A 23,647-nucleotide genomic window follows, 5' to 3' on the forward strand; every position below is an offset into this window, starting at 1 on the left:
GCATCATGTCGCCATGACCCTCGCGACGCGCGCGACCGCCGCGCACCCGTCCGGCGCCACGCCCGGCGCCACGCCCGGCGCCGACCCGGCCGCGTACGCGCGCGAGTTGCTGGTGGAGCGGCTCAACCGCGCGCTGCGCCGTCCCGCGGACTTCGGTGGCCTGCCCGCCATACGTTCCCTGCTCGACCGGCTCGCCGCGGACGCCGGGGACGCCGGGGACGCCGGGGCCGCGGCCGGCACCGTGTGGCTGGCCGACACGAACGCGCGGCTGAGCGACGCGGCCCTGCTGCGCCACTGCCTGACGGACCCCGAGGTGCACGTGGCCGCCGCGCAGTACGCCGAGGACGCGCACCGCCTCGGCTGGCTGCGGCCGGACCGTATGCTGCCGGCCGCCGGGCACGCCGCGCTGGTCGAGGGCGTCCTGGAGTGGGCGCGGGCCGACCGGGACGGGGCGGACGTGGTCGCGGCGTACGGGCCGCCCTCGGTGACCTTCGGGGACCCGGACCCGGGGCGGCCGAAGACCCTCGGCTACGTCGGCGCGGACGGGCGCGGCCCGCTCGTCTCCTTCCACCTCGGGCACGCGCCCGGCCGCTCGGGCCCGGCGCTGCTCGCGGCCAGGATCGGCGAGCCGGGCGATTCCCTCTTCCGCTCGGACGGCGGCAGCGAGTTCACCCCGAGCGGGGACGCGCTGCTGGACGCCGAGGGGCAGTGAGGACGGCCGTGCGCGGGGTGGGGGCAGGGGTGCGGGTCAGGTCGGGGTCCACTCGCGGAGGGTGCGGGCCAGGGCGGCGGGCTGGTCGAGCGGGAGGAGGGTGTAGCTGTCCGGGATGGTCACGAGGGTGGCGTGCGGCAGGAGTTCGGCCAGGCGGCGGCCGTGCTCCGGCGGCATGACCTTGTCCTGCTCGGCCCAGACCACCAGGGCGGGCCGGTCGTAGCCGGCCAGTTCGGCCGCGGCCTCGGTGAGCGCGCCGCGGTGCGCGGAGATGCCGCGCAGTATCCGTACGGTGTCGCGCCGGATGGCGGGCCGGGCGAGCAGCGGCTTGATCCAGCGGGCGGTGGCGGCGTCACCGCGCTTGGTCAGCCGGCCGAACGAGACCGGCAGCCGGCGCAGCGGCTTGATCCGCATCTGCTGCATGAACAGGCCGAAGAGGGCGGGCGGAAGCTTGCCGGTGGCGACGACGGTCCGGCCGGTGAGGCCGGGCGGGAAGTTGTCGAACGCGTCGCAGGAGGCGAGCACCACCCGGCCCACCTGCGGCGCGCCCGCGGCAAGCAGGATCTGGACCAGCGCGCCGCCGGTGTCGTTGCCGACGAGGGTGACGTCGTCGAGTTCCAGCCGTTCCAGGAACTCGCCGAGCAGCCGCGCGAGGCCCCGCGGCGACAGGTCGGCGTCCTCCCGCATCGGCAGCGTGTGCGCGCCCAGCGGCAGCGTCGGCACCACGCAGCGGTGGTCCGCCCGCAGGTCGGCCACGACGTCGTCCCAGAGCGAACCGTCCATCAGCAGCCCGTGCACCAGCACCACGACGGGGCCGTCCCCGCCGGTGTCCTCGTACGCGACGGGTCCGGCCGAGAGGTCGAGCTGTTCCATGGTCGGCCGCCACGTAGGGCTCCGGGTGGACCGCGACGGGTTCGGCCTGGGGCGGTGCCGGGCGGCGCGGCGGCGACACGGCCTGCCGGGGCCCGGGCCGTGCTCGTGGCGTGCCCGCCGGTACGGCGCGCGGCGGTCCGATGCGTCCGGTGCGCGGCGGCGTCCGGGTCCGGTCGGGCTCTGGCCTCCCAACGTCCCTCCTCCGTCACTCAGTTGGTGGTCCGGCGGGACGGCCCGCGGCGCCGCTGCGCCGGCAGGGCGGCGGCGCCCCTGCCACCCGGGAGCGCCCGCAGCGCCGCGAGTCCCGCGAGGCTCGCGTACCGGCCCGGGCGGGCCGCGCGCAGCCACAGGGCGTAGCCGCTGCCGCCCGCGCCCGCCACGACCAGCAGCCAGGGCAAGGACGTCACGAGCGGGTTCGAAGTACCGGTCAGGACACGGAAGTTGCACACGACCAGCACCGTGGCGGCGAGCAGCCCGGCGGCGCCCAGCGCGGGGGCGAGCCCGGTGCGCCACCAGTGGCCGGGCCGGCGCCGGTAGTAGCCGAGCACCGCGATCGAGGCGAGGGCCTGGAGCGCGATGACCCCGAGGGTGCCCAGGCCGAGCAGGGTGGTGGACATGTTCAGGTACGGGTCGAGGCCGGCCACGGCGAACACCGTCGCCACGACGGCGGCCAGCGCGGTCTGCACGGCGCTCGCCCGGTGCGGGGCGTGGTGCCGCGGGTGCACCGCGTCGAGCCGGCCGGGCAGCAGCCGGTCCCGCCCCAGCACCAGCAGGTAGCGGTTGGCGGCGTTGTGCAGGGCCAGCCAGCTCGCGAACAGGCTTGTGCAGAGCAGGAGTTGCATGGCCGTGGAGGCGGCGCCGCCCAGGTAGCGGTCGCCGAGGACGAAGAAGAGGTCGCCGAGGTGCGCGGCGGCGGTGGTACGGACCCGGTCCGGCCCGACCGCGCCCACCGCGACCCAGCTGGTGAGCGCGTAGAACGAGGCGACCAGCAGCACCGCGACGAGCGTCGCGCGCGGCACGCTCCGGCCCGGGTCGCGCGCCTCCTCGCCGTAGAGCGCGGCGGACTCGAAGCCGATGAACGACGCGAAGGCGAACATCACGGAGACCCCGGCGCCCGGGACCAGGACCTGGTGCGGGGCGAACGACACGGCGGGCAGAGCGGCCGGGCCGTGCTCGACCAGCACCGCGACGTCCAGCGCGAGCAGGATCGCGATCTCCCCGACCATGCACGCCGCCAGCGCGCGGGCGCTCAACTCGACGTGGCGGTAGCCGAGTACGCCGACCGCCGCGAGCCCCAGCGCGGCCCACACCTCCCACGCGAGGTGCAACCCGTGTGCGGCGGCGACGCCTTGGGCGAAGTACCCGAACGCGCCCAGCAGCGACACCGCGACCGCGTTGTACGCCACGACCGCGACCATCCCGGCGCCGACCGCCACCGGCCGGCCCAGGCCGCGCGCGATGTACCCGTAGAAGCCGCCGCCTTGGCCGATGTCGCGGCTGATCGCGGCGTACCCGCAGGAGAAGCAGAGCAGGGTCAGCCCGGCGAGGAGCAGGAGCGCCGGGACCCCGGGGCCGGCGCCCAGCGCGAAGGAGAGCGGCACCGTGAAGACCATCGCGGCCAGCGGGGCCGCCGCTGCGACGACGATGAAGACGATCTTCGGAGTGGTGAGGGTGCGGGTCAACCGCCCCTGGCGCGCGGCGAGTCGGCCGGGAAGGTCAGCGGCGGCGGATACGGCGTCGGGTGGCGGCAACGGCGACATACCCGGATCTTCCCGGCCCGCCCCACCGCCCGCCGCTCCTTCGCCCCGCCGTCCCACGACGGAGTGACCCCCGACCACCCCAACGCCACACCACCCGGGGCAACTCCGCGTACGCGCGGTGCCGTTCGGCCCCGCGCGGCGGCCTGCTCGGCGGCTCGCTCGGTGGCCCCTTCAGTGGCCCGCCACGGCGACCAGCACGGCAGAGGCCGTGAACAGGCACCCCCAGACGATCGGGAACCACGGCACGACCCCGGCCCGGACCCGCCGCCCGAACCGCGGCTCGTGCCGTACGGTCCCCCGGCTCGGCCCGCCCGTCGCCCGACCGTAAACCCGAGGCGGGATTCCGGAGGAGGCCGCTACCGTGAAGCCCATGCCACACGCTTCCGCGCTCCTCGTCATCGACATGCAGAACGATCCGATGGAGATCGCCTATCGGGCCGCGGAGACCGTCGCCGTGATCGCCGGGCTGCGCGAGCGCGCCGGGGTCGCCGGGGTTCCGGTCGTGACGATCCAGGACCAGGGCGGCGGGATGACAGCCGGGACGGAGGGCTGGCGGGTGGTGGCCCGACTGGCTCCGGGCGAGGGCGAGTCGGTGGTGCACAAGACGAGCCCGGACAGCTTTCTCGGCACCGATCTCGACAGGGTGCTGAAGGAGCGGGGCGTCACCGAGGTGGTCGTCACCGGGTTCGCCACCGAGATCTGCGTGGACACCACGGCGCGGCAGGCGCTCAGCCACGGCTACGACCTGGTGGTGGTCGCCGACGGGCACACGACGTCGGTACGGCCCGACGGCGGCGCGTTCGCCTCGCCGGCGCGGTCGATCGCGCACCACAACGAGATCTTCCGGCACCTCGGGTTCCCCGGACGGAGCATCCGGGTGCTGCCCGCGTCCGAAGTGGACTTCGCCCCGCCCCGATAGGCCGCCCTGCTGCCTGCGCGGGGCGGCGGGCACCGGCACGGGTTGTCGGTGGCTGCCGGCAGCATCGGCGCATGAGTATCGAGACGGTGGAGAAGGAAGACGGCGAGAAGACGTCGTTGCTGGGGTTCCTCGCGGCGCAGAGGGCGTGCGTGCTCGCGGTGGTCGACGGCCTCGACACCGAGGCCCTGACCGCATCGGTGCTGCCCTCCGGGTGGACCCCGCTCGGGCTCGTGGAGCACCTGGGGTACGCGGAGCGGCACTGGTTCCAGGAGGTCGCCACCGGCGCGGCCGAGCCGCTGGACTGGCCCGAGGACCCCGCTCCGTTGACGACACCCCGGCCGCCGGACGTGGTCTTCGCCTTCTACCGTGAGCAGTGCCGGCGCTCCGACGCCGTCCTCGCCGCCGCCCCGCTCTCGACGTCGCCGCGGGGCCGGCACCCCGGCGCTCAGGAGGACGAGGTCACCGACCTGCGCTGGATCGTCCTGCACATGATCGAGGAGACCGCGCGCCACGCCGGCCATCTCGACGTCGTGCGCGAGCTGCTCGACGGGCGGACGGGACTCGGGCCCCGGTAGCCGCCGCGCCGGGCGCCGGGCGCCGGGCGGAAGGCGCGAGCGGCACGCGGCAAGGGGCAACGGGCAAGCGGCAAGCGGCAAGCGGCGGGTCAGGCGACCCAGTGCGGGCGGCGGGTCGCGGCGGAGGGCGGGAGCCCGTCGGCGAGCGCGGTCGCCATCCGCTGCACCGCTTCCCGCAGGGTGTCGGGCTCCGCGGTGTAGGGAATCCGCAGCCGCTGCTCGAAGATGCCGGGGTCGGTGGCGAAGTACGCACCGCCCTCGATCCGTACGCCGTAGTCGAGGACGCGTTCGGCCAGGGCGGAGGCGACGGGTTCGCCGAGGTCGACCCACAACGACAGCCCGCCGGGCGGCAGTTGCCAGGTCCACCGCGGCAGGTGTTCGGCCAGGGCGGCGGTGAGGGCGGCGCGCTGCCCGCGCAGCCGGGTCAGCCGGTCCGGCGGCGGTCCGCCGTCCGCGCCGGACAGCAGGTCGAGCGCGAGGAGCTGGTCGAGCACCGAGCCGCCCATGTCGGAGGCGACGCGCTGCGCGGCGAGTTCGGTGACCAGCCGCGAGGGCGCGCGCAGCCAGCCGACCCGCAGCCCGGCCCAGTGCGTCTTGCTCATCGACCCGACGGTGATGACCTGCCCGGTGCCGCCGGGCGGCGCGTGCGAGGCGAACGGCGCGGGCGCGGGGACGTCCAGGGCGAGTTCGGTGAGCGTCTCGTCGACGACCAGCCAGGTGCCGGCGTGCTGGGCGGCGCGCAGGATACGGGCCCGCTCGCCGTCGGGCATGAGGCATCCGGTCGGGTTGTGGAAGTCGGGGATCAGGTAGGCCAGTTGGGGCACCGCCTGGCGCAGCGTGGACTCCACGATGCCGGCGTCCCAGCCGGTGTCGGCCACCGGCACGGGGACGGTGCGCAGCCGGGCGCGGCGCATCGCCTCCAGGGCGTTGGGGTAGGAGGGGTTCTCGACCGCGATCCGGTCGCCGGGCGCTGACAGCAGGCCGAGCACCAGGGTGAGGGCGTGCTGGGCGCCGGAGGTCACCAGGATCTGGTCCGGCACGGTCGCCAGTCCCCGCCGGGTGAAGCGTTCGGCGACGGCGGCGCGCAACTCCGGCAGGCCGTAGGGGTGGTAGCCGGGGGTACGGGCGTGCTCGGCCAGCCGCGGGGCGACCCGGGCGAGAGCGTCCGCGAGGGTCCGCTCGGGCAGCCCGAGGGATGCCCTGGCCAGGTCGATCGCGGTGTCGGGGAGCCCGAGCGCGCGGGTGACGCCGCGGGGGGTGCGGCCCTCGGGCAGCGCGGTCCAGGTGCCCGCGCCCTGCCGGCTGTGCGCGTGGCCGCTCGCGCGCAGCAGGTCGTACACGGCGGTGACCGTGGCGCGGCTGGTGCCGAGGGCGGCGGCCAGTTCGCGCTCGGCCGGGAGCCTGACGTGCAGGGCGATCCGCCCGTCGAGGATCAACGTGCCGATGGCGCGGGCGAGGTGGCGGTAGGCGGGCCGGGCGCCGGACGGGTCGGGCAGCATCGCGGCGAGTTGCCGGCTGCCCAGGGTCCGGCCGCCGTGCGGCGCGCCCTCCACGGGCCGGGACGGCTGCGGGCCAGCCATACCATTTCCTCCCGATTGGCCATGTGATCCAGGCCAATCACTGTACAGAATCGCCTGCGGTGGCCTCGCCGGCGGACCGGGCGGGGCCTGTGAGGTCCGGCGCTCCCCCGCGGCCACCGTCCAGCGAGGGCGGGGCCGTCTCGTGGCGGGCCCACGCGGACCGACCCGATCCCGCTCGACCCGACCCGACCCCCAGGAGGCGACCGCATGCAGGACCCCGACGACCTCGGCACGGCACAGGACGCCGTCCCCGGCACCGCGAAGGTGACGGTGACGTCGACCGCGACGGCGACCACGACCAACGGACCTCCGCCCGAAGGGCATACGGCCGCCCGCCGCACCCCGGCATCCGCGGACCGCACCGACTACGCCGACCACGCCGACCCCGCCGACCGCCCGGTGCGGATCGCCCTCATGGACGCCGGGATCGGGCTGCTCGCCGCCGCGGCCGCCGTGCGCCGGCTGCGTCCCGACGCCGACCTCGTGCTGGCCTCGGACCCCGACGGCATGCCGTGGGGGCCGCGTACCCCCGCCGACCTCGCGGAGCGCGCGCTGGCCGTCGCCGGGGCCGCGGCCGCGTACGGCCCGGACGCGCTGATCGTGGCCTGCAACACCGCCACCGTGCACGCCCTGCCCGCGCTGCGCGCCCGGTTCGAGCCCCGGCTGCCGGTGATCGGCACCGTCCCCGCGGTCAAGCCGGCCGCCGCGGGCGGCGGGCCGGTCGCGGTGTGGGCCACCCCCGCGACCACCGGCAGCCGCTACCAGCGCGCGCTGATCGACGAGTTCGCGGCCGGGGTGCGCGTCACCGAAGTGCCGTGCGCCGGGCTGTCCGACGCGGTGGAACGGGCGGACGGGGAAGCCGTCGAGCGGGCGATCGCCGCTGCCGCCGCGCGCACCCCGACCGATGTAAGGGCTGTCGTCCTGGGGTGCACCCATTACGAACTGGTCGCCGAACAGGTTCGTGCGGCCCTGCGGCACCCCGGCCGGCCGCCCGTCGTCCTGTACGGCACCGCGGACGCGGTCGCCGCCCAGGCGCTGCGCAGGATCGGCGCCCGCCCCGCACCCGGCTCCCCCGCCGCCGGCACCCTGCGCGTCGTCCACAGCGGCCGCCCTGCCGCCCTCCCCGCCGCCGCGCTCACCTATCCCGAGGGCCGCCTGCTGCACGCGGCTCCCGGCGGCCCCGCGCCCGTACCCGACCGGCGGTCCGCTCGTGCACGGTGACGCCCCGGGCCCCGGCGTCGGCACCCCGCGCCACCCCGCCCCACCGACCCCCGTACCCGCGACCGCACCGGCAGCGGCACCGGCACCCGCGCCCCGGACCCGCGCTCCGCTGCCGGCGCTCGGCTACCTCCCGCTCCGCCTGGCCCCCCGCCGCCGCCTGCCCCAACTGCTGGTCGGCCTGGCCCTGTACGGGTTCGGGCTGTCCGCCATGGTCCGGGCCTCGCTCGGCGTCAATCCGTGGAGCGTGCTCTACGAGGGGGTGCAGCGGCACACATCGCTGAGCTTCGGCACGGTCAACGGGCTGGTCGGGGCGTTCGTGCTGCTGCTGTGGATTCCGCTGCGGCAGCGGCCGACGTTCGGCACGGTCGCGAACATCGTGGTCCTGTCGTTCTCCTCCGACCTCGGCCTCGCGCTCCTGCCCCCGCACCCCGGGCTGCCGGCCCGGGTCGGCCTGCTGCTCGGGGGCGTGCTGCTCAACGGGCTCTCCGTCGCGATCTACGTCGGCGCGCGGCTCGGGCCGGGCCCGCGGGACGGGCTGATGACCGGCACCTCGGCCGCCACCAGCCGCTCGATCCGCTTCGTCCGCACCCTGATGGAGGTCACCGTCCTCGCCGTGGGTGTGCTGCTCGGCGGGAGCGTCGGGCCGGGCACCGTGCTGTACGCGGTGGCGATCGGCCCGACCGCCCAGTCGCTGCTGCCGCGCTTCGCCTACCGGACGGCGGCGGACCGCCGCCGCGACGAGGAGGAGGACGCGCGGGCCGCGCCGGTCAGCTCCGGGTGGCGGCTTCGGACCCGGCGTCGGCCGTGACGTCCGCCTCGGCCTTGACGTCCGCGCCGGCCGTGCCCTCGGGCTCGGGCCCGCGCGGCGCGGGGGGCGCCGCCGCGGCCGGGGCGGCGGCCTTCTTGCGCCGCTCCTTCAGCTCCTGGCGCAGCAGAATCCACCAGCCGACCGGCACCATGAGGGCGAACAGCCACCACTGGATCGCGTAGGGCAGGTGGACGCCCTGGCCGACGACCGCCATGTCGGTGCCCGAGCTGTCGCTGCCCGGCGCGCCGATCTGCTCGGCGGACTGGCCTTTGGTGAGCGGCGGGCTGGTCTTCACGAGTTCCAGGTAGCCGCTGAGCACCGGCTTGGACAGCTTCTTCGTCTGCTCGGTGCTGTTGATCAGCATGAACTGGCGGGGCGGCAGGCCGCCGACGTTCCGAATACCACTGATACGGGTGGTTTCGTCCAGTTGGAGCCGCCCGGTGAGGGTGACCGTCCCGGTGGGCGTCTTCGGCACCGCGGGGAACGCCGCGGTGTCGTCGGCGGGCGCGACCCAGCCCCGGTTGACCAGCACCGCGTCACCGTTGGAGATGATCAGCGGGGTGATCAGGAAGAAGCCCTGGTCGCCGTCGGCGTTGGTGCGGCGCCGGACCACGAACTGGTGCGCGGGGTCGTACTGCCCGGTGGCGGTCACCGGCCGGTAGCGCTCGCTGCCGGGCAGGTTCGCGCCCGGACGGGACAGCGTCTGGATCGGGACCGGCTTGGCGTGCTGGGCCAGCGAGATCTTGTGGTTGCTGCGCTTGGTCTGCTCGTAGCGGTGGTACTGCCACAGGCCCAACCGGCCCATGACCAGTATCAGGGCCACGAACAGGATGGTCAGCAGAATCCAGCGGCGGGTGAACACGACGCGAAGCACGAAACGACGTTACCTCCCGCCCCGCGACCACCCGCACACCGGGTGTGCCCTGCGCGGTGCCCGGGCGGGCGAGCCGAGGCCGCGGGGGTCGGGGCCGCGGGGGTCGGGGCCGCGGGGGTCGGCGACCGGGACGGCGCCGCAGCGGTCGGGGACGGGGGACGGGAAACGAGGAACGGGGGTCACCACTCCGCGTCGTCCACGGCCACCTCCGGGCGGCGCGCGGTGTCGCTGATCCGGATCAGGATGCCGACCAGCGCCCAGTTCGCGGTCACGGACGACCCGCCGTACGCGACGAACGGCAGCGTCATGCCGGTCAGCGGGATGAGGCCCATGACGCCGCCCGCCACGACGAAGACCTGGAGCGCGAACGCGGCCGACAGCCCGCCGGCGAGCAGCTTGCCGAACGGGTCGCGGGTGGCGAGCGCGGTCCGCATGCCGCGCTCGACGATCAGCGCGTAGAGCAGCAGCAGCGCCACCACGCCGGCCAGGCCCAGTTCCTCGCCCACGGTGGCCAGGATGAAGTCGGAGTTCGCGGCGAAGCCGATCAGGTCGGAGTTGCCCTGCCCCAGGCCGGTGCCGATCAGGCCGCCCGAGCCGAACGCCCACAGCGCCTGCATGGACTGCTCGGAGTGGCCGGCCAGGCCCTGCCGGCTCTTCAGGTACTCGCCCATGGGGTGCAGCCACGCCTGCACCCGCTGCTGGACGTGCGGCTCGAAGGAGTCGACGCCCACCGCGCCGCCCGCCGCCATCAGCAGGCCGAAGACGATCCAGCTGGTGCGCTCGGTGGCGATGTAGAGCATCACCACGAACATGCCGAAGAACAGCAGCGAGGTGCCCAGGTCCGTCTCGAAGACCAGGATCAGGATCGACACCGCCCACACCGCGAGGATCGGCCCCAGGTCCCGGCCGCGCGGCAGCGCAAGTCCGGCGAAGCGGCGGCCCGCCAGCGCCAGCGCGTCCCGTTTCAGCACCAGGTAGCCGGCGAAGAAGACCGCGATCACGATCTTCGCGAACTCCGCGGGCTGGAAGCTGAACCCGGCCACCGCGACCCAGATCCGCGCCCCGTACACGTCGACCCCGAGCCCGGGCACCAGCGGCAGGAGCAGCAGCGCCAGCGCGCCGGCCATCGAGATGTACGTGTACCGCTGGAGCTTGCGGTGGTCTCTCAGGACCACCAGCACCGTGCCGAACAGCGCCAGCCCCATCGCGGAGTAGAGCAGTTGACGGGGCGTGTCCGCCACGAAACCGGGGTCGGCCCGCAGCCGCTTCGACTGGTCGAGCCGCCAGATGATCACCAGGCCGAGGCCGTTGAGCAGCGTCGCGATCGGCAGCAGCAACGGGTCCGCGTACCGGGCGAACCTGCGCACCACCAGATGCCCGAGGCCCGCCAGCAGTCCGAGGCCGAGACCGTAGCTCAGCAGCCCGGAGGGCACCTCGCCGTGCAGGGCCAGTCCGGTGTCGACGTAGGCGAAGAGCGGGATCGCGACGGCGAGGAGCAGCAGCGCCAGCTCGGTGTTGCGGCGATCGGGCACGCCCGAGGCGTAGTTCGTCACCATGTGTCCCCCGCGGTCTTCCGTCCCCCGGGCGCCGCCCGCGCGCGACCCGCGCCCGGCGTCCCGCCGCCCCTCCATGATCACGGACTCCGCGGGGCCGCACGCAGTTCCCCGGGTACGTCCCCGGGCCGTCAGCCGGGGTCGGCCTCCACGAGTGCGGCGAGGTTCGCCAGCGCCATCCGCGTGCCGGTCTCGTTGTCGGCGGCGGGCACACCGTCGGGGATGCCCTCGTGCACGACCAGCACCTCGGTGCCGCCGCGCCCGTCGGTGCCCGCACCCGCGTCGGTCAGCGTGGTCGTCATCCTCATCATGCCGTGGAAGCGGGCCTCGCCCGTCTCGAACTCGAACTCCTCCACCACTTCCTCGCCGGGCACGAGCCGCACGAACCGGCCGTGGTAGGTGTCCGTGCGCGCCTCGGACTTGCCGCTCGCGGCGGGCGCGTCATAGGTGAGCGAGATCCGGAACGCGCCCCCCTCGCGGGCGTCGAACGCGTGCACCTCGCTGCGCATGCCGTCCGGCACCCGCCACTTCGCCAGCGCCTCCGCGTCGACCAGCGCCGCGTAGACGTCCGCGCGCGGCGCGTTCACATGACCGGCCACCCGAGTGGTGTACATGCCCGCACTCTACGGCCGCGCGCGCTGCGGACGGCAGTACGCGCCCCGCGTGCCGCGCCGCGTGCCTCGCCGCGGACCGGACGCCGGCGCGGCCACCGGCGGGACCACGGCGGGATCACGACACGACCGGCGCCCCGGCCCCTCAGCGCAACTCCTCAGCGCAGCTTGAGCTTCTTCATGAACCCGGCGTCCACCGCGCCGGCATGGCGGCGGAACGCCGGCAGCGGGACGTCCCGCAGCTCGCCGGTCTCCAAGTAGCTCTGCCGGCCCGCCGCGTCGTCCACCGTGCCCGCGGGCAGCGCCAGCACGCCGGGGAGTTCGCCGTGCCGCTTCGTGGTGATCTTGGCGACCCGCGCGGAGGTCCCCCGCACCGTCAGCACCAGGCAGGGCCGGTCCTTGGACCCGGGCCCGTCCTCGAAGGGCACCTCCGCCCACCACACCTCGCCCCTGCGCGGCACCCGGTCGGCGCCCCGACTCCCTTGCCCGGCACGCGACTTGGGGCCCGTACCGGCGCGCGGCTGCGGGCCCCGCGGCGGGCGCTGCCGGGTGCGCCGCGGCGGACGCCGCGACCTCGCCCGGCCGTCGATCAGCGCGGCGACCAGCGCCAGCGCCGCCACCGCGGCCACAGCCGCCCACATCCCGCCGCTCATCCCTCGCCCGCCTTCTCTTCACCCGGTTCTCCGCGCCCGGTTCTCCGCACCCGACCCCGCCGACGAGTCTGCCCCACGCCCGCCGCACGCCCCGAACCCGCACCCGGGAGCCCGCCGCGCGCCCCCTCCGTCGCGGCCGTTTCCCGGACACGGCGGCCCCCACGATGCCACGATCGCCCGTATGCGGCCCTCTTCGGCGAACGACTCGCACGGTCCGGAGCGCTACGGTCCGGAGCACCAGGACGGCTCCTGGCAGGCCCTGCTCCGGGAAGGAACCGGCCCCGTACAGGAGAGCTTCCTCGACCTGGTCAGGAACACCCGGGACTACGTCGGGTACTCCCCCGACGTCGTCTGGGGGAACCTCCAGACGCCCGCCTACGCCACCGCGATGCTCCGGTTGGTCGTCGACTTCCACGAGATCCCCGACGACATCGAGGCCGGGGTCGCCGCACGGACCGCCCGCGCGGCGTACATCGGACGCGACGGCCGCACCTTCCATGTCCTGCTCGGCGAGCAGGCGCTGCTGACGAACATCGGCGGAGCCGGCGTGATGCGCGAGCAGTTGGAACACCTCGCCGGAGCCACCGTGCTTCCCGGGCTCACGCTCGGGGTCATCCCCGCCCGCGCCCGCCTCCACGTCCACCCCGGTGACGGCTTCGCCCTCTTCGACGACCGCCGCGCGGAGGTGGAGGGTTTCCGGGGCGCCGAGACGATCACCGATCCGGCCCGGCTCGCGGTGTTCCGCAAGGCGTTCGGCCTGCTGCGGCGGTCGGCGGTCTACGGGGCGGAGGCACGCGACCTGATCGCGCAGGCGGCGGAGGCGTTCGACCGCGACGGGTACGGCCCGCCCCACAGCTGACCGTTCCTCCGGCGGCGGCTCACCCCGACCAGGCAGGGCCCACCACGCAAGGCAGGGCCCATCCGGCCAGGCAGAACCCACCCGACCAGGCAGGGCCCACCCCGGCAAGGCTCAGGCCGACAGCGCCGACCGGGCCGCCGTCAGGGCCTGTTCGCCGTAGCCGCGGCCGAAGAGCACCGTGTGGACCAGGAGCGGGAAGAGCTGGTGGAGGGGGACCCGGGAGCGCCAGCCGGCGGACAGCGGCGCGGCCTCGTCGTAGGCGGCCAGCACGCGTTCCAGGTGCGGGCAGCCGAAGAGCCGCAGCATCGCCAGGTCCGTCTCGCGGTGGCCGCCGTGCGCGGCGGGATCGATCAGCCAGGTGTCGCCGTCGGCGCCCCACAGGACGTTGCCGCTCCACAGGTCGCCGTGCAGCCGGGCGGGCGGCTCGGCGGGTCCCGCGAGGTCGGGCAGCCGGTCGCAGACGCGTTCCACGACGGCCGCTTCGGCGGGCCGCAGCGTGCCGCGGTCGACGGCGATCCGCAGGTAGGGCAGCACGCGGTGCTCGGCGTACCAGCGCGGCCAGTCGGGGCCGGTCGCGTCGCGCATCGGCGCGGTGCCGATGTACGCGTCCTCGGGGCCGCCGGGCGGCGGGGCGCCGAACGCGGGGGCGCCGGCGGCGTGCAGGGCCGCGAGGTCGCGGCCGAACCGGTCCGCGGCCCCGGCACCGGGCGGGCCGGTCGGGACCAGGTCGATGACCAGCCACGCGTCGTCGGCGCCCCGGACGGCCGGCACGCGCACCGTGCCCGCGTCGGCGAGCCAGCGCAGCCCGGCCGCTTCCGCGCGGGCCGCCCCGGGGCCGGCACCGCGTTTGGCCAGCACCACGGTGCCGTCGCCGAGCAGCAGTTCGGTGAGCGCGCCGGAACCGCCGCGCCCGCCGGTCACCGGCTGCCCGGTCAGCCGTGCCGCCGCGGCCCGGGCGGACTCGGGGTCGTCCCGGCTCACGCGCCGCGCCTCACGCCGGCCCTCGCTTTTTACGCCTCACGCGTCGGCCCTCACGCGTCGAGGCGCTCGCGCACCCACGCGAGCAGGCCGGGGGTCGACGCCTCGATCATGTCCAGCACCTCTTCGAAGCCGTCGGGGCCGCCGTAGTACGGGTCCGGCACGTCCAGCCCGTCCGGGCCACCGGTCGCCGCCGGGTCGAACGACCGCAGCATCCGCACCCGCGACGGGTCGTCGACCAGCTTGCGCAGCGCCCTCTCGTGGCCGCGGTCCATCGCCAGGAACAGGTCCGCGTCCAGGTGTTCCGCACCCACCTGCGCGGCGACGTGGTCCACGGGGTAGCCGTGCCGCTCCAGCACCTCCCCGGCGCGCGGGTCGATCGGGTCGCCGGCGTGCCAGGGCCCGATGCCCGCGCTCGTGACCCGGACCCGGTCCTCCAGGCCCTCCCGGCGCAGGTGTTCGGCGACCACCAGCGCGGCGGACGGCGACCGGCAGATGTTCCCGCTACACACGAAGCACAGATGCACGGCACCAGCGTACGGCCCCGCCCTCCCTCGTCCGGGCCCGGAACCGGCTCCGGAACCGGCTCCGGAACCCTGGAAACCGGCTCCGGGAACCGGCTCCGGAACTGGCCGGATCTGGACGGTTGTTTCATATGGCGGTCACAGGACGGCTTTCTAGCCTCGCGCAATGACCAAACGAAGCCACGACGAACCCGACAACGACGTCGTCTCCCAGGCACTGACCCGCCGCCGTGCGCTCGCTCTCGGTGGCGCGGGTGCCGTCGCGCTCACCGGCCTCGGTGCCACCGCGTACGCCGCCGACCGGACCGCGTCCGGCGGTTCGGCGGCCGTGGCGGCCGCGAAGGCGAAGGCGCTGGCCACCACCGCGTGCATGCAGTTGACCAGCGAGCAGATCGAGGGGCCCTACTACCTCGACTACGAACTCTTCCGGAAGAACGTCGTCGAGGACCGCACCGGCATCCCCCTGCTGCTGGTCCTGCGCGCGGTGGACGCCTCGACCTGCGAGCCGCTGCGCGACTCGGCCGTGGAGATCTGGCACTGCGACGCCTCCGGGGTCTACTCCGGCTACACCCGGACCGGCAACGGCGGGGGTGGCGGCGGGGGCACGCCTCCGACCGACCCGCCGCCCACCGGCACCCCGCCCACCGGCACGCCTCCGCCCGGCGGTGGTGGTGGCGGTGGGCACGCCACCCCGACGGACGACCTCACCTGGCTGCGCGGCATCCAGATGACCGACCACCAGGGCTTCGTCACCTTCCGGACGGTCTTCCCGGGCTGGTACTCCGGTCGTGCCGTCCACGTCCACACCAAGGTGCACACCGGCGGCACCCGCACGTCCACCGCGTACACCGGTGGCCGCACCTGCCACACCGGGCAGTTCTACTTCGCCGAGAGCGCGGTCACCGCGACCACGGGTGTGAGCCCCTACTCGGCCAACACCGTCACGCGGGTCACTCTCGACCAGGACAGCATCTACCCGGGCACCGGCACCGAGGGCGGACTGCTCAAGCTCGTCTACGACCCCCGGCACATCCAGCGCGGCGTCGTCGGCTACCTCACCATGGCCGTGGACCCCGCCGCCACCAACGACGGCGAGGGCGCTCCCGGCGGCGGCCCCACCCCCACCGCCTCCCCGACCGACAGCGCCTGACAGCGCCCGACCGTCCCGCGCCCGGGACCGCGGTTCCCCGCATGGCGTGGCGGACCGCCCCCGGTGCGTCGGGACCGATGTCGAGAACGGGGGATCAGTACCGTCCCTGGTACGAGCGCGGCGAGTGGCGCCGCGTCTGACCGGAAGGACGCCGTGATGGATCAGCACGCCATCGACACCGAACTGGCCGACGCGGCGGAACTGCTCGACGCGGCCTCCTCGGGCCACCTCGCCTACACCGCGAAGGACGGCACGCCCCGGGTGGTCCTGGTCGGCATCTACTGGACCGGCGAGCAGTTCGTGATCTCCACGGCCGCCACGGCGCCCAAGGTCGCGGCGCTGCAAGCCCATCCGACCGTCGCCCTGGCCGTCGACGCGGGCGGCACCCCGGACCAGGCCCGGGCCCTGTCGGTACGCGGACGGGTGGACGTCCGTATCGTCGACGGCGTGGTCGAGGAGTACCTCGCCGCGGCCCGCAAGAGCATGGACGCCGAGGCCGCCGCGCAGTTCGAGCAGAACTGCCGTGACCTTTACGACCGGATGGCGCGCATCGCGATCACCCCGACCTGGGCCCGCTACTACGACTTCGGCGCCGGCCGGGTGCCGAAGTTCCTCCAGGACCTCGCCGAGCGCGGCGGTCAGTAGGCGCGCGGTGCGGCGTGGGTCGGGAGGGCACGCCCGGTCCTCAGCGTGGTCACCGCCGACGGCACCACCGGGTCCGGCTCCCTGATCGACGCGATCGTGCGCCTGGTGATTCACCCCGCAATTGACTAGGTTGCCCTCACCTCGTCGGATTCTCCCAGGGGAGCGGCAGCCGTGCGGCAGCAGCACAAGACCTTCCAGGCGATAGCGGTCGGCGACGGCGGCGACGGGCGGTGGGCCGCCCACGCCCGGGCCCTGTGGCGGGAGATGGCGGGCCTGCTGACCGCGGAGGGCCGGACTCCGCAGGGCGCGGACCGCGTTGGGACGCTCTTCCGTGCGCACATGCCGGAACTGGTCCCGGTGCTGGACCGCCTTGCCGGCCAACTCGACCGGCCCGACGCGGAAGCCTTCCTCACCCACGCGGCGCTGCGGCCGTTCACCCAGTCCTGCACCCAGATCGGCCGGAACGGCACTCTGCTGCGCAACTACGACCTGCCGCCCGACCAGTGCGAGGGGACCATCGTCTCCTCCTGCTTCCTGCGCCCCGTGATCGGGATGCAGGACGTGCTGTGGGGCTTGCTGGACGGGATGAACGACGCCGGTCTCGCGATCTCGCTCACCTGGGGCGGACGTTCCGTCTACGGACGCGGCTTCGCCGTTCTCATCGTGGTGCGCTACCTGCTGGAGACGTGCGACACCGTCGATGAGGCGGTCGACAGGCTGCGGTCCTTGCCGATCGCCGTCCCGCAGAACCTCACCCTCCTCGATCCCGTGAAGGCGGTGACGGTGTTCGTGGGGCCGGACATGTCACCGATGGTGGCGCCCGACGCCTGCGCCGCCAATCACCAGCACCTGCCGGTGACCGACGAACAGGAGCGGGCCTTGCGGACGCAGGAGCGGCTGCGCGCCATTCGCGCCGCGGGTGCGGACGTGGCCGCGATGCTGAAGCCGCCGCTGTACCGATCCGTCGACGACCAAGGGTCCAGAACGCTCTACACCGCCCGCTACCGGCCCGCCGAAGGCCGCGTGACGTACCACTGGCCCGGCGAGTCCTGGCAGCAGTCCTTCGGCGACTTCACACCCGGGTCCCGCACCGTGACCCTGGGCCGGTCCGGCTGAGAGGTTTTCCGGCCCCCGCTCACCCCGGCACGGACAAGGTCAACTCCGGGTGGGACGGGGCATCCCCGCTGTCTCGGGCCGGGCCGATGCCGGCGCGCGGGCGGGGGTGAGCGGGCGGGGGTGAGGGGCACCGGGCCGCGATCCCGACTCGCTGCCCTTGAGGACCGAAACTGACCTGGTTCGCCCCTACGGTCGCTGTCGGCAGCAACCATCAGCGAGAGGACAGCGATGCCCGAGCAGACCAGCAACGCCCCGGAGGACTACACCACCGTCGCGCCTTGGGTCGTCACCGACGACACGGGGGCCTTCCTCGACTTCGTGACCCGGGCGTTCGGGGGCGAGGAGCTGGGGCGGGTGTCGACCGAGGACGGATTGATCGGTCACGCCGAGATCCGGGTCGGCGACACCGTCGTGCTGGCCTTCGACCGGCACGCGGACTGGCCCGCCATGCCGAGCCTGTTGCGCGTGTTCGTCGCCGACGCGGACCAGGCGTTCTCAGGAGCCCTCGCGGCCGGCGGCCAGGTCGTCACTTCCCTGGCCGACGACGCCTTCGGCCAGCGCGGCGGGCGGATCAAGGACCCGTTCGGCAACATCTGGTGGGTGGTCGGCCTCGTCGAGGACGTCGCGGAAAGCGAGATGTGGGAGCGCCTGGCGGACCCTGTGTACGCCGAGGTGATGCGCGTGGCTCAGGAGACGCTCGACGCGGAGCTCGGTGGCCGGCGCCAGGGAAGCAGCAGCGCGCCCGTCAGGACGACCGACTGACCGTTGCGACCGGCTCGTTCGGCTCGTTCAGCGGGCGAACCCGTAGCCGAAGGTGTTCGACTGGCTCGCCGGTCGGCCGATGTCGTCCGCGGTGATCGTTTGCGGGTGGGCGGTCTGCACGCCGCGTGCGCTGCCGCGCAGCACCCTCACCACCTGCTCGACGACGGTGGAGGCTGGTTGGCCGATGACGAGGTCGCCGTGGCCGTCGTGGTCCAGGTCGATGATGCGGAGGGCGGTGGCGTGACCGGGGATGGTCTGGGCGTGGCTGACGGTGAGGCCGTTCGGGCCGCCGTAGAGCACGACGACGGCCGGTTGCGCCTGACCGGACCCGCCGGACTGACCGGACTCGCCGGAACCGCCCGGAGTGGTGGTGAAGGCGAGGTCGGCGTACCGGTCGTCGTTGATGTCACCGACGGCCGCCGCGCGGCCCAGCTCGGCGTCCGGGCCGGTGCCGGCCTCGGGCAGACCGCGGGTGCTGACGTCGAACGCCTGCGGTGCCCGCGCGGGGATGCCGTGGGGGCTGCCGTAGTTGACGGTGACGCGGGAGCGGGGCGGCACTCCGCCGGTGTCCCCCTGGGTTTCGGGGAGCACGCAGTCGACGACGTCGGCGTGGCCGTCGCCGTTGAGGTCGGCGGTGTAGGTGGTGAGCGAGCCGTAGGTGCTGTGCACATCCTTGCCGTCGGGCCCGGTCAGACGCGGGCCGCGGACGAGGCCGGACGCGGAGCCGTAGTAGATCACGGTGGCCTTCGGGGGGACGTCGTCGCCGTCGTCCTCCAACCACTGGGTGACGACGTCGTCGCGGCCGTCGCCGTTGAAGTCGCCGACCGCCAGCGGGATGCCGAGGTTGGGGTAGCTGGGCGGGCGCTTCGGTAGCTGGGGGGTGAAGGACACGGCCGCGGTACGGGCGGGCTTGCCGGTGCGGGAGAACGGGCCGTAGTCGATGGTGCCCCCGGCCGGGCCGTCGTCGGCCAGGAGCAGGTCGGGGTGGCCGTCGCCGTCGAAGTCCCCGGTGAGGGGTGCGCGGCCCTGCAACCGGGCGGCCGGCGCGGAGGCGGTGGCGCCGCCCCAGACGACGAAGACGGTGGAGCGGCCGGCCTGGGCGATGAGGTCGGCGCGACCGTCGCCGTCGAGGTCGGCCGAGACGGTCACCGCGCCGAATTCGCCGCCCGTCCCGGCGGGCCCCTGACCGATGCCGTTCTGCGTGAACACGGTGGCGTGGGCGGGGTCGGCGCCGGTGGCGGAGCCGGGGACGACGGCGAGGTATCCGGCGGAGGCGACACCGTCGATGGTGGCGTCGGCGGCGGCCACGACCAGGTCGGGACGTCCGTCGCCGGTGAAGTCCTCCGGCACGCCCGGGCCCTTGGCCGGGGGCTTGGCCGGTGACGTGGCCGGTGTCTTGGCGGTGGTCGCGGTCGGGGACGCCGCCGAGTGGGGCCGGCCCGTGCAGCCGAGCAGGCTCAGCAGGGCGGCTGCGGTGCCCGCGACCGCCACGGTGAACGCTGCTCTGCTTCTTCCCATGCCCCTCAGACCTCCGGCACGGCGGGAAGGTTGCCCCCGGTGTGCGGGCGCACCGCAGGCGACGCCCGCCCGCGTTCCGGGCGACCTCCGTCCCGGCCCGTCCGATCTCTCCCGCGAGAGCGGCCACATGCGCGGATACGGCCCGGATACGGCCCGGATGCGTTTCACCCGTCAACACCCCGGATCGGGCGGCTCCTTCTGCCGCCCAGGGTCCGAACTCACCTGCTGGCGGCCGACATAGTGCGACTTGCTCGGAGGCCGCCTACGAACCTCCAGCCGGTTGTCGCCAACCCTCTTGACCCCTCAGAGGCGTCCCACTAGCGTCCTCCGCGAGCCGATACATCCGATGTATCAGCCGGGTTGCCGCGAGGCCGCTCCCACCCGATCACCGTATCGACCGAGACACCGGCCGACCTCTTCGGCCCACCGCACGCGCCTCTATCCAAGGAGCCGCACATGTTGCCTCGCACGTTACGCACCCATGCCCGGAGCAGCCGGATCGCGGAGGTCCTGGGCCTGACCGCCGCCCTCCTGCTCGGCGGCGGGCTGGTCCCGGCCGCGGTGGCGGCGTCGCCGACGAAGTCCCTCACGCTGTACGCCGCACCGTCGGGGTCGGGGCAGAAGCCGGGGTCGGGGCAGAAGCCGGGATCGGGGTCGGGGCCGGGTACGACATGCGAGAAGGCGTCCGCGCCCTGCTCGCTGACCGCGGCGAAAGCGGCCGTCCGCAAGGAAGTCGCCAAGCCGCACCCGGCGGACGTCACCGTCGTCCTGGCCGACGGCACCTACCGCCTGGCGCACGGCCTCGACTTCGGCCCGGCCGATTCGGGCAAGCCCGGTCACCCGGTCACCTGGCGGGCGGCCCCCGGGGCGCACCCGGTGATCTCCGGCGGCACCCGGGTCACGCGGTGGACGCACGCCAAGGGTTCCGACGTATGGTCCGCCCCGGTGCCGGCCGGGACCCGTACGCGGCAGCTGTACGTCGACGGGGTGGAGGCGCCGGTCGCCCAGAAGACCCCGGCGCAGCTCGGCCTGAGCCTGACCTCGTGGGACAGGACGGCGTTCACCACGACCGGTTCCACCGCCACCTGGTTCTCGGATCTGGCCGCGCGGCTCAACGCGACGCAGCTGCACGAGATGCAGTTCGTCTACACGCCCGCACCGCCGATGGACTGGGCGACCGTGGAGTGCCCGGTGGCGTCGGTCGGCGCGGGCGCGAAGCCCGGCACCACCACGGTCGGCATGGCTCAGCCGTGCTGGAACAACGTCACGAACAAGCAGACCACCGTGTGGGGCGGCAACTCCTCGAACATCACCCCGTACAGCCTCGCCGCCGGAACTCCGCCCACGATGATCGAGAACGCCTACGCGCTGCTGAGCCCCGGGCAGTGGTACCTGGACGACTCCGCGGACCGGTTGTACTTCGAGCCCGCGTCCGGGCAGCGCGTGTCCGCCCTCGACGTGGAGATCCCGCGGCTCGAATCGCTCGTGAACGTCGCCGGGACGCTGGCCCACCCCGTGCACGACCTCACGTTCCGCGGCATCACGTTCAGCACCGCGACCTGGAACCAGCCCTCGACCCCGACCGGGTTCGCCCAGGTGCAGGACAACCTCATGGTCACCCAGCCGATCGCCAGGGACGCCGGCGGCGACGCGCTGCCGGCGAGCCAGGGCGAATGCCACTTCGGCGCACCGGCGGAAGGCAGTTGCCCGTGGGCCGCGTTCGATCAGCCGCTCGCGAACGTGCAGTTGACCGCGGCCCGGCACGTGACCTTCGACGGCGACCGGTTCAGCGACCTCGGGGGCATCGGGCTGGGAGTGAGGTACGGCAGCGACGACAACCTCGTGCGCGGCAGCGAGTTCCGCCAGATCGCGTCGAGCGCGATCTGGCTCGGCTGCTCCGGGGACCCGACCCCCGGCTCGGCCGACGATCCGGCCGCCACGGTGATCGCGGACTGCTCCGACAACCCGAGCGCGTCGGCCCACGACGACATCGGCGCCCACGGCGAGGGCGAGATCATGACCGGGAACGTGGTCGACGACAACGTCATCCACGACGCGGGCCTGGACTACATCGGGGCCGCGGGCGTGACGATGCTGTTCACCCGGCACACCACCATCTCCCACAACGACATCTTCGACATGCCCTACGACGGCATCACCTCCGGCGCGTGGCAGGGCCACCCGGACGCGGAGTCCCTGCCGAGCGCCAACCCGCCCGAGACCCTCGACCAGTACTGGAACCACACCACCAACATCAACGCCCACAACGCGATCACCGCCAACTGGTTCCACCGGAACATGCAGATGTTCGGCGACGGCGGCGACGTCTACACCGAAGGCCAGCAGGGCCCGACCGTCTACCGCGCGGACGGCTCGATCGACCAGCAGGCGTCGTACGCGCAGGGCCTGACGATCAGCGGCAACGTCGGTGACACCGACACCGTCCACAGTTCGTACTTCGTCGCGCCCGACGTCGGCTCGCAGTGGATCACGGTCACCGGCAACGTCGAGTGGAACTCGCACTACTCCATGTCGAGTCACTGGCCCACGAACAGCGCGTGCCGCAACGCGACCGTGGGCAACTGGCAGGCGGACCCCGACGACAGCCCCGACGCGGTGTGCATCGGCGCGAACACGGCGTTCCCCAGCCGGCCCGGCCCCGCCGACCTGGCGAGCACCATCAGCGGTCGGAGCGCCCGGGCCGTGCTCGGCGCGGCCGGGCCGCAGGGCGCCTACCAGGCCGTGGACGCCGCGCTGCCGGCCCGCATCACCTACTCCGGCACCTCCCCCGCGACGGCCGGCACCCCCGAGCAGGTACTCGTCGCCGGCTCCGGGTTCTCGCCGTCCAAGGCGGTCTACGTCGGCGGGGTCCGGGTCTCGGGGACCGATCTGGCCGTGCTCTCCAGCGGTTTCCTGATCGCGAACGTGCCCGCCGGAGCGGACCCGACGGACCTCTCGATCGGCCGCCCGCCGACACCGGTCATCACCGACCCGGCACCGTTCGCCGCCCTGCCGAACTCGCCGACCCGCATCGCCGGTACGGGGCTGGCCGGAGCCACCGTCACGGTGACCGATCCGGACGCGGCACGCCAGGTGTGCACCGCCACCGTGGCGCCGAACGGCACGTGGGCGTGCGCTCCGGCGACCGCGTTCGCCAACGGCGTGCGGACCATCTCGGCGGTCCAGGCCGACCGGACCGGTACCTCGGCGCCGAGGACCGTCTCGGTGGTCATCGGGCCGCGCACGCTGAGCCTGACCGCCGAGGTCGGCTTCGGCGGCTCGTTCACGGACCACGCCTACGCTCCCGGCGCCGGCGAGGTCGCCCTCGGCACCATCGACCGCCGGGCGGGCACGGAGACGGTCCAGCCCGGTCAGGGCGTCGTGCTCAAGGGCGGCGACAACGCCGTGGGCTTCGCACCGGCGACCTCCTGGGGCGACGCCCGGCTGACGCGGAACTTCGTCGCCGACGTGAGGTTCACCCCGGCCGCCGGGACCGAACAGCCCTCGCTGGCCACGCTGTTCGCCGTGGGCGGCAACCTGTGGGTCCGCTACGGCGGCGGCCGGCTGACCTACGGCTTCGCTCCCGCCGGGGAGAGCAACCACACCGCGAGCGCTCCGCTGCCGGCGACCGGGCAGCAGCACGACCTCCGGATCGGCTGGGACGGCTTCGGCACCGTAGCGACCCTGCACGTCTTTCTCGACGGCGTCGAACTGCCCGCGGTCACCGGAGACGCCCCGCCCTCGACCCAGGTCCTCGACGACACGGTGGGCATCGGCAACGACGTCCACCCTGCGGCGCAGAGCCGCGGATTCGTCGGAACGATCGCCGGCTTCCGCATCGGAACCTACGACGGCCCGTTCGACCCGGCCCTCCTCACCGAACTGGGAGGCTAGCCAACACCGGCAGCGAATGACCGGGCCGCCGAGGCGTGCGCGGGCGGGAGGCTGCCCGCGGT

Annotated in this window: 21 protein-coding genes; 11 read left to right on the plus strand and 10 right to left on the minus strand. The window is 74.4% G+C overall.

Annotation, left to right across the window (positions count from 1 at the left end):
- The first annotated feature begins 13 nt into the window (after positions 1 to 13).
- Complete coding sequence (locus AB0399_RS09445; RefSeq protein ID WP_366410850.1) at positions 14 to 712, plus strand: hypothetical protein; 699 nt, start codon at positions 14 to 16, stop codon at positions 710 to 712.
- 36 nt (positions 713 to 748) lie between these two features.
- On the opposite strand, the gene AB0399_RS09450 is transcribed toward AB0399_RS09445, so the two are convergent.
- Both AB0399_RS09450 and AB0399_RS09455 read right to left on the minus strand, forming a co-directional pair.
- Positions 749 to 1,585, minus strand: coding sequence for an alpha/beta hydrolase (locus AB0399_RS09450; RefSeq protein ID WP_366410851.1), 837 nt, complete (start codon positions 1,583 to 1,585; stop codon positions 749 to 751).
- A 209-nt stretch (positions 1,586 to 1,794) separates the two neighbouring features.
- Positions 1,795 to 3,345: an APC family permease gene (locus AB0399_RS09455; protein ID WP_366410852.1), complete on the minus strand. Its 1,551-nt coding sequence runs from the start codon at positions 3,343 to 3,345 to the stop codon at positions 1,795 to 1,797.
- Positions 3,346 to 3,715: 370 nt separating this feature from the next.
- Here AB0399_RS09455 and AB0399_RS09460 point away from each other — a divergent pair, with 370 nt between their 5' ends.
- Together AB0399_RS09460 and AB0399_RS09465 are read left to right on the plus strand one after the other, a co-directional pair.
- Complete coding sequence (locus tag AB0399_RS09460; protein ID WP_329362865.1) at positions 3,716 to 4,264, plus strand: isochorismatase family protein; 549 nt, start codon at positions 3,716 to 3,718, stop codon at positions 4,262 to 4,264.
- Between the two features lie 71 nt (positions 4,265 to 4,335).
- A complete protein-coding gene (locus tag AB0399_RS09465) occupies positions 4,336 to 4,839 on the plus strand; it encodes a DinB family protein (protein ID WP_366410853.1) in 504 nt (167 codons plus the stop codon).
- Positions 4,840 to 4,928: 89 nt separating this feature from the next.
- On the opposite strand, the gene AB0399_RS09470 is transcribed toward AB0399_RS09465, so the two are convergent.
- Positions 4,929 to 6,419, minus strand: a complete 1,491-nt coding sequence (locus AB0399_RS09470; RefSeq protein WP_366410854.1) for a PLP-dependent aminotransferase family protein — start codon at positions 6,417 to 6,419, stop codon at positions 4,929 to 4,931.
- A 399-nt stretch (positions 6,420 to 6,818) separates the two neighbouring features.
- On the opposite strand from AB0399_RS09470, the gene AB0399_RS09475 reads away from it, so the two are divergent.
- Positions 6,819 to 7,640 (plus strand): aspartate/glutamate racemase family protein, encoded by an 822-nt coding sequence (locus tag AB0399_RS09475; protein ID WP_366410942.1) that lies wholly within the window; start codon positions 6,819 to 6,821, stop codon positions 7,638 to 7,640.
- Positions 7,630 to 8,448 carry a hypothetical protein gene (locus AB0399_RS09480; RefSeq protein ID WP_366410855.1) on the plus strand — a complete coding sequence of 273 codons (819 nt, stop codon included), beginning with the start codon at positions 7,630 to 7,632 and terminating at the stop codon, positions 8,446 to 8,448. Before AB0399_RS09475 ends, AB0399_RS09480 begins: the two co-directional genes overlap by 11 nt.
- On the opposite strand, the gene AB0399_RS09485 is transcribed toward AB0399_RS09480, so the two are convergent.
- From AB0399_RS09485 to AB0399_RS09500, 4 genes are all read right to left on the minus strand, one after another.
- On the minus strand, positions 8,408 to 9,322 hold the full coding sequence (locus AB0399_RS09485) for an SURF1 family protein (protein WP_366410856.1): 915 nt from the start codon (positions 9,320 to 9,322) through the stop codon (positions 8,408 to 8,410). The genes AB0399_RS09480 and AB0399_RS09485 overlap by 41 nt on opposite strands.
- A gap of 179 nt (positions 9,323 to 9,501) precedes the next feature.
- Positions 9,502 to 10,878 (minus strand): FtsW/RodA/SpoVE family cell cycle protein, encoded by a 1,377-nt coding sequence (locus AB0399_RS09490; RefSeq protein ID WP_329362872.1) that lies wholly within the window; start codon positions 10,876 to 10,878, stop codon positions 9,502 to 9,504.
- A gap of 128 nt (positions 10,879 to 11,006) precedes the next feature.
- Complete coding sequence (locus AB0399_RS09495; RefSeq protein ID WP_366410857.1) at positions 11,007 to 11,489, minus strand: SRPBCC domain-containing protein; 483 nt, start codon at positions 11,487 to 11,489, stop codon at positions 11,007 to 11,009.
- Between the two features lie 155 nt (positions 11,490 to 11,644).
- Entirely contained in the window at positions 11,645 to 12,139 is a 495-nt protein-coding gene (locus AB0399_RS09500) for a type II toxin-antitoxin system PemK/MazF family toxin (RefSeq protein ID WP_366410858.1), read from the minus strand.
- A gap of 181 nt (positions 12,140 to 12,320) precedes the next feature.
- On the opposite strand from AB0399_RS09500, the gene AB0399_RS09505 reads away from it, so the two are divergent.
- Complete coding sequence (locus tag AB0399_RS09505) at positions 12,321 to 12,998, plus strand: DUF5753 domain-containing protein (RefSeq protein WP_366410859.1); 678 nt, start codon at positions 12,321 to 12,323, stop codon at positions 12,996 to 12,998.
- A gap of 111 nt (positions 12,999 to 13,109) precedes the next feature.
- On the opposite strand, the gene AB0399_RS09510 is transcribed toward AB0399_RS09505, so the two are convergent.
- Both AB0399_RS09510 and AB0399_RS09515 read right to left on the minus strand, forming a co-directional pair.
- Positions 13,110 to 13,979, minus strand: coding sequence for a fructosamine kinase family protein (locus tag AB0399_RS09510; RefSeq protein WP_366410860.1), 870 nt, complete (start codon positions 13,977 to 13,979; stop codon positions 13,110 to 13,112).
- Between the two features lie 50 nt (positions 13,980 to 14,029).
- On the minus strand, positions 14,030 to 14,503 hold the full coding sequence (locus AB0399_RS09515) for a low molecular weight protein-tyrosine-phosphatase (RefSeq protein ID WP_366410861.1): 474 nt from the start codon (positions 14,501 to 14,503) through the stop codon (positions 14,030 to 14,032).
- Between the two features lie 163 nt (positions 14,504 to 14,666).
- Here AB0399_RS09515 and AB0399_RS09520 point away from each other — a divergent pair, with 163 nt between their 5' ends.
- From AB0399_RS09520 to AB0399_RS09535, 4 genes are all read left to right on the plus strand, one after another.
- The gene (locus AB0399_RS09520; protein WP_366410862.1) at positions 14,667 to 15,650 is read left to right on the plus strand and encodes an intradiol ring-cleavage dioxygenase; all 984 of its coding nucleotides are present in this window, start codon (positions 14,667 to 14,669) and stop codon (positions 15,648 to 15,650) included.
- Between the two features lie 156 nt (positions 15,651 to 15,806).
- Positions 15,807 to 16,295 (plus strand): pyridoxamine 5'-phosphate oxidase family protein, encoded by a 489-nt coding sequence (locus tag AB0399_RS09525; protein WP_366410863.1) that lies wholly within the window; start codon positions 15,807 to 15,809, stop codon positions 16,293 to 16,295.
- A 171-nt stretch (positions 16,296 to 16,466) separates the two neighbouring features.
- Positions 16,467 to 17,411: a C45 family peptidase gene (locus tag AB0399_RS09530; RefSeq protein ID WP_366410864.1), complete on the plus strand. Its 945-nt coding sequence runs from the start codon at positions 16,467 to 16,469 to the stop codon at positions 17,409 to 17,411.
- Between the two features lie 228 nt (positions 17,412 to 17,639).
- A complete protein-coding gene (locus AB0399_RS09535; protein ID WP_366410865.1) occupies positions 17,640 to 18,173 on the plus strand; it encodes a VOC family protein in 534 nt (177 codons plus the stop codon).
- A 27-nt stretch (positions 18,174 to 18,200) separates the two neighbouring features.
- On the opposite strand, the gene AB0399_RS09540 is transcribed toward AB0399_RS09535, so the two are convergent.
- Complete coding sequence (locus AB0399_RS09540) at positions 18,201 to 19,691, minus strand: VCBS repeat-containing protein (protein WP_366410866.1); 1,491 nt, start codon at positions 19,689 to 19,691, stop codon at positions 18,201 to 18,203.
- A gap of 456 nt (positions 19,692 to 20,147) precedes the next feature.
- Here AB0399_RS09540 and AB0399_RS09545 point away from each other — a divergent pair, with 456 nt between their 5' ends.
- Positions 20,148 to 23,585, plus strand: coding sequence for an Ig-like domain-containing protein (locus tag AB0399_RS09545; RefSeq protein WP_366410867.1), 3,438 nt, complete (start codon positions 20,148 to 20,150; stop codon positions 23,583 to 23,585).
- Positions 23,586 to 23,647 lie beyond the last annotated feature (62 nt).

Origin of the sequence: Streptomyces sp. NPDC088194 (assembly GCF_040702025.1) — a bacterium.
In the GTDB taxonomy this organism is placed as follows: domain Bacteria; phylum Actinomycetota; class Actinomycetes; order Streptomycetales; family Streptomycetaceae; genus Actinacidiphila.

Coding starts and splice junctions, on each gene's coding strand:
- AB0399_RS09455 (WP_366410852.1), bottom strand. CDS start 3,345: ATGTCGCCGTTGCCGCCACCCGACGCCGTATCCGCCGCCGCTGACCTT.
- AB0399_RS09460 (WP_329362865.1), top strand. CDS start 3,716: ATGCCACACGCTTCCGCGCTCCTCGTCATCGACATGCAGAACGATCCG.
- AB0399_RS09470 (WP_366410854.1), bottom strand. CDS start 6,419: ATGGCTGGCCCGCAGCCGTCCCGGCCCGTGGAGGGCGCGCCGCACGGC.
- AB0399_RS09490 (WP_329362872.1), bottom strand. CDS start 10,878: ATGGTGACGAACTACGCCTCGGGCGTGCCCGATCGCCGCAACACCGAG.
- AB0399_RS09465 (WP_366410853.1), top strand. CDS start 4,336: ATGAGTATCGAGACGGTGGAGAAGGAAGACGGCGAGAAGACGTCGTTG.
- AB0399_RS09500 (WP_366410858.1), bottom strand. CDS start 12,139: ATGAGCGGCGGGATGTGGGCGGCTGTGGCCGCGGTGGCGGCGCTGGCG.
- AB0399_RS09525 (WP_366410863.1), top strand. CDS start 15,807: ATGGATCAGCACGCCATCGACACCGAACTGGCCGACGCGGCGGAACTG.
- AB0399_RS09520 (WP_366410862.1), top strand. CDS start 14,667: ATGACCAAACGAAGCCACGACGAACCCGACAACGACGTCGTCTCCCAG.
- AB0399_RS09505 (WP_366410859.1), top strand. CDS start 12,321: ATGCGGCCCTCTTCGGCGAACGACTCGCACGGTCCGGAGCGCTACGGT.
- AB0399_RS09445 (WP_366410850.1), top strand. CDS start 14: ATGACCCTCGCGACGCGCGCGACCGCCGCGCACCCGTCCGGCGCCACG.
- AB0399_RS09535 (WP_366410865.1), top strand. CDS start 17,640: ATGCCCGAGCAGACCAGCAACGCCCCGGAGGACTACACCACCGTCGCG.
- AB0399_RS09495 (WP_366410857.1), bottom strand. CDS start 11,489: ATGTACACCACTCGGGTGGCCGGTCATGTGAACGCGCCGCGCGCGGAC.
- AB0399_RS09450 (WP_366410851.1), bottom strand. CDS start 1,585: ATGGAACAGCTCGACCTCTCGGCCGGACCCGTCGCGTACGAGGACACC.
- AB0399_RS09540 (WP_366410866.1), bottom strand. CDS start 19,691: ATGGGAAGAAGCAGAGCAGCGTTCACCGTGGCGGTCGCGGGCACCGCA.
- AB0399_RS09545 (WP_366410867.1), top strand. CDS start 20,148: ATGTTGCCTCGCACGTTACGCACCCATGCCCGGAGCAGCCGGATCGCG.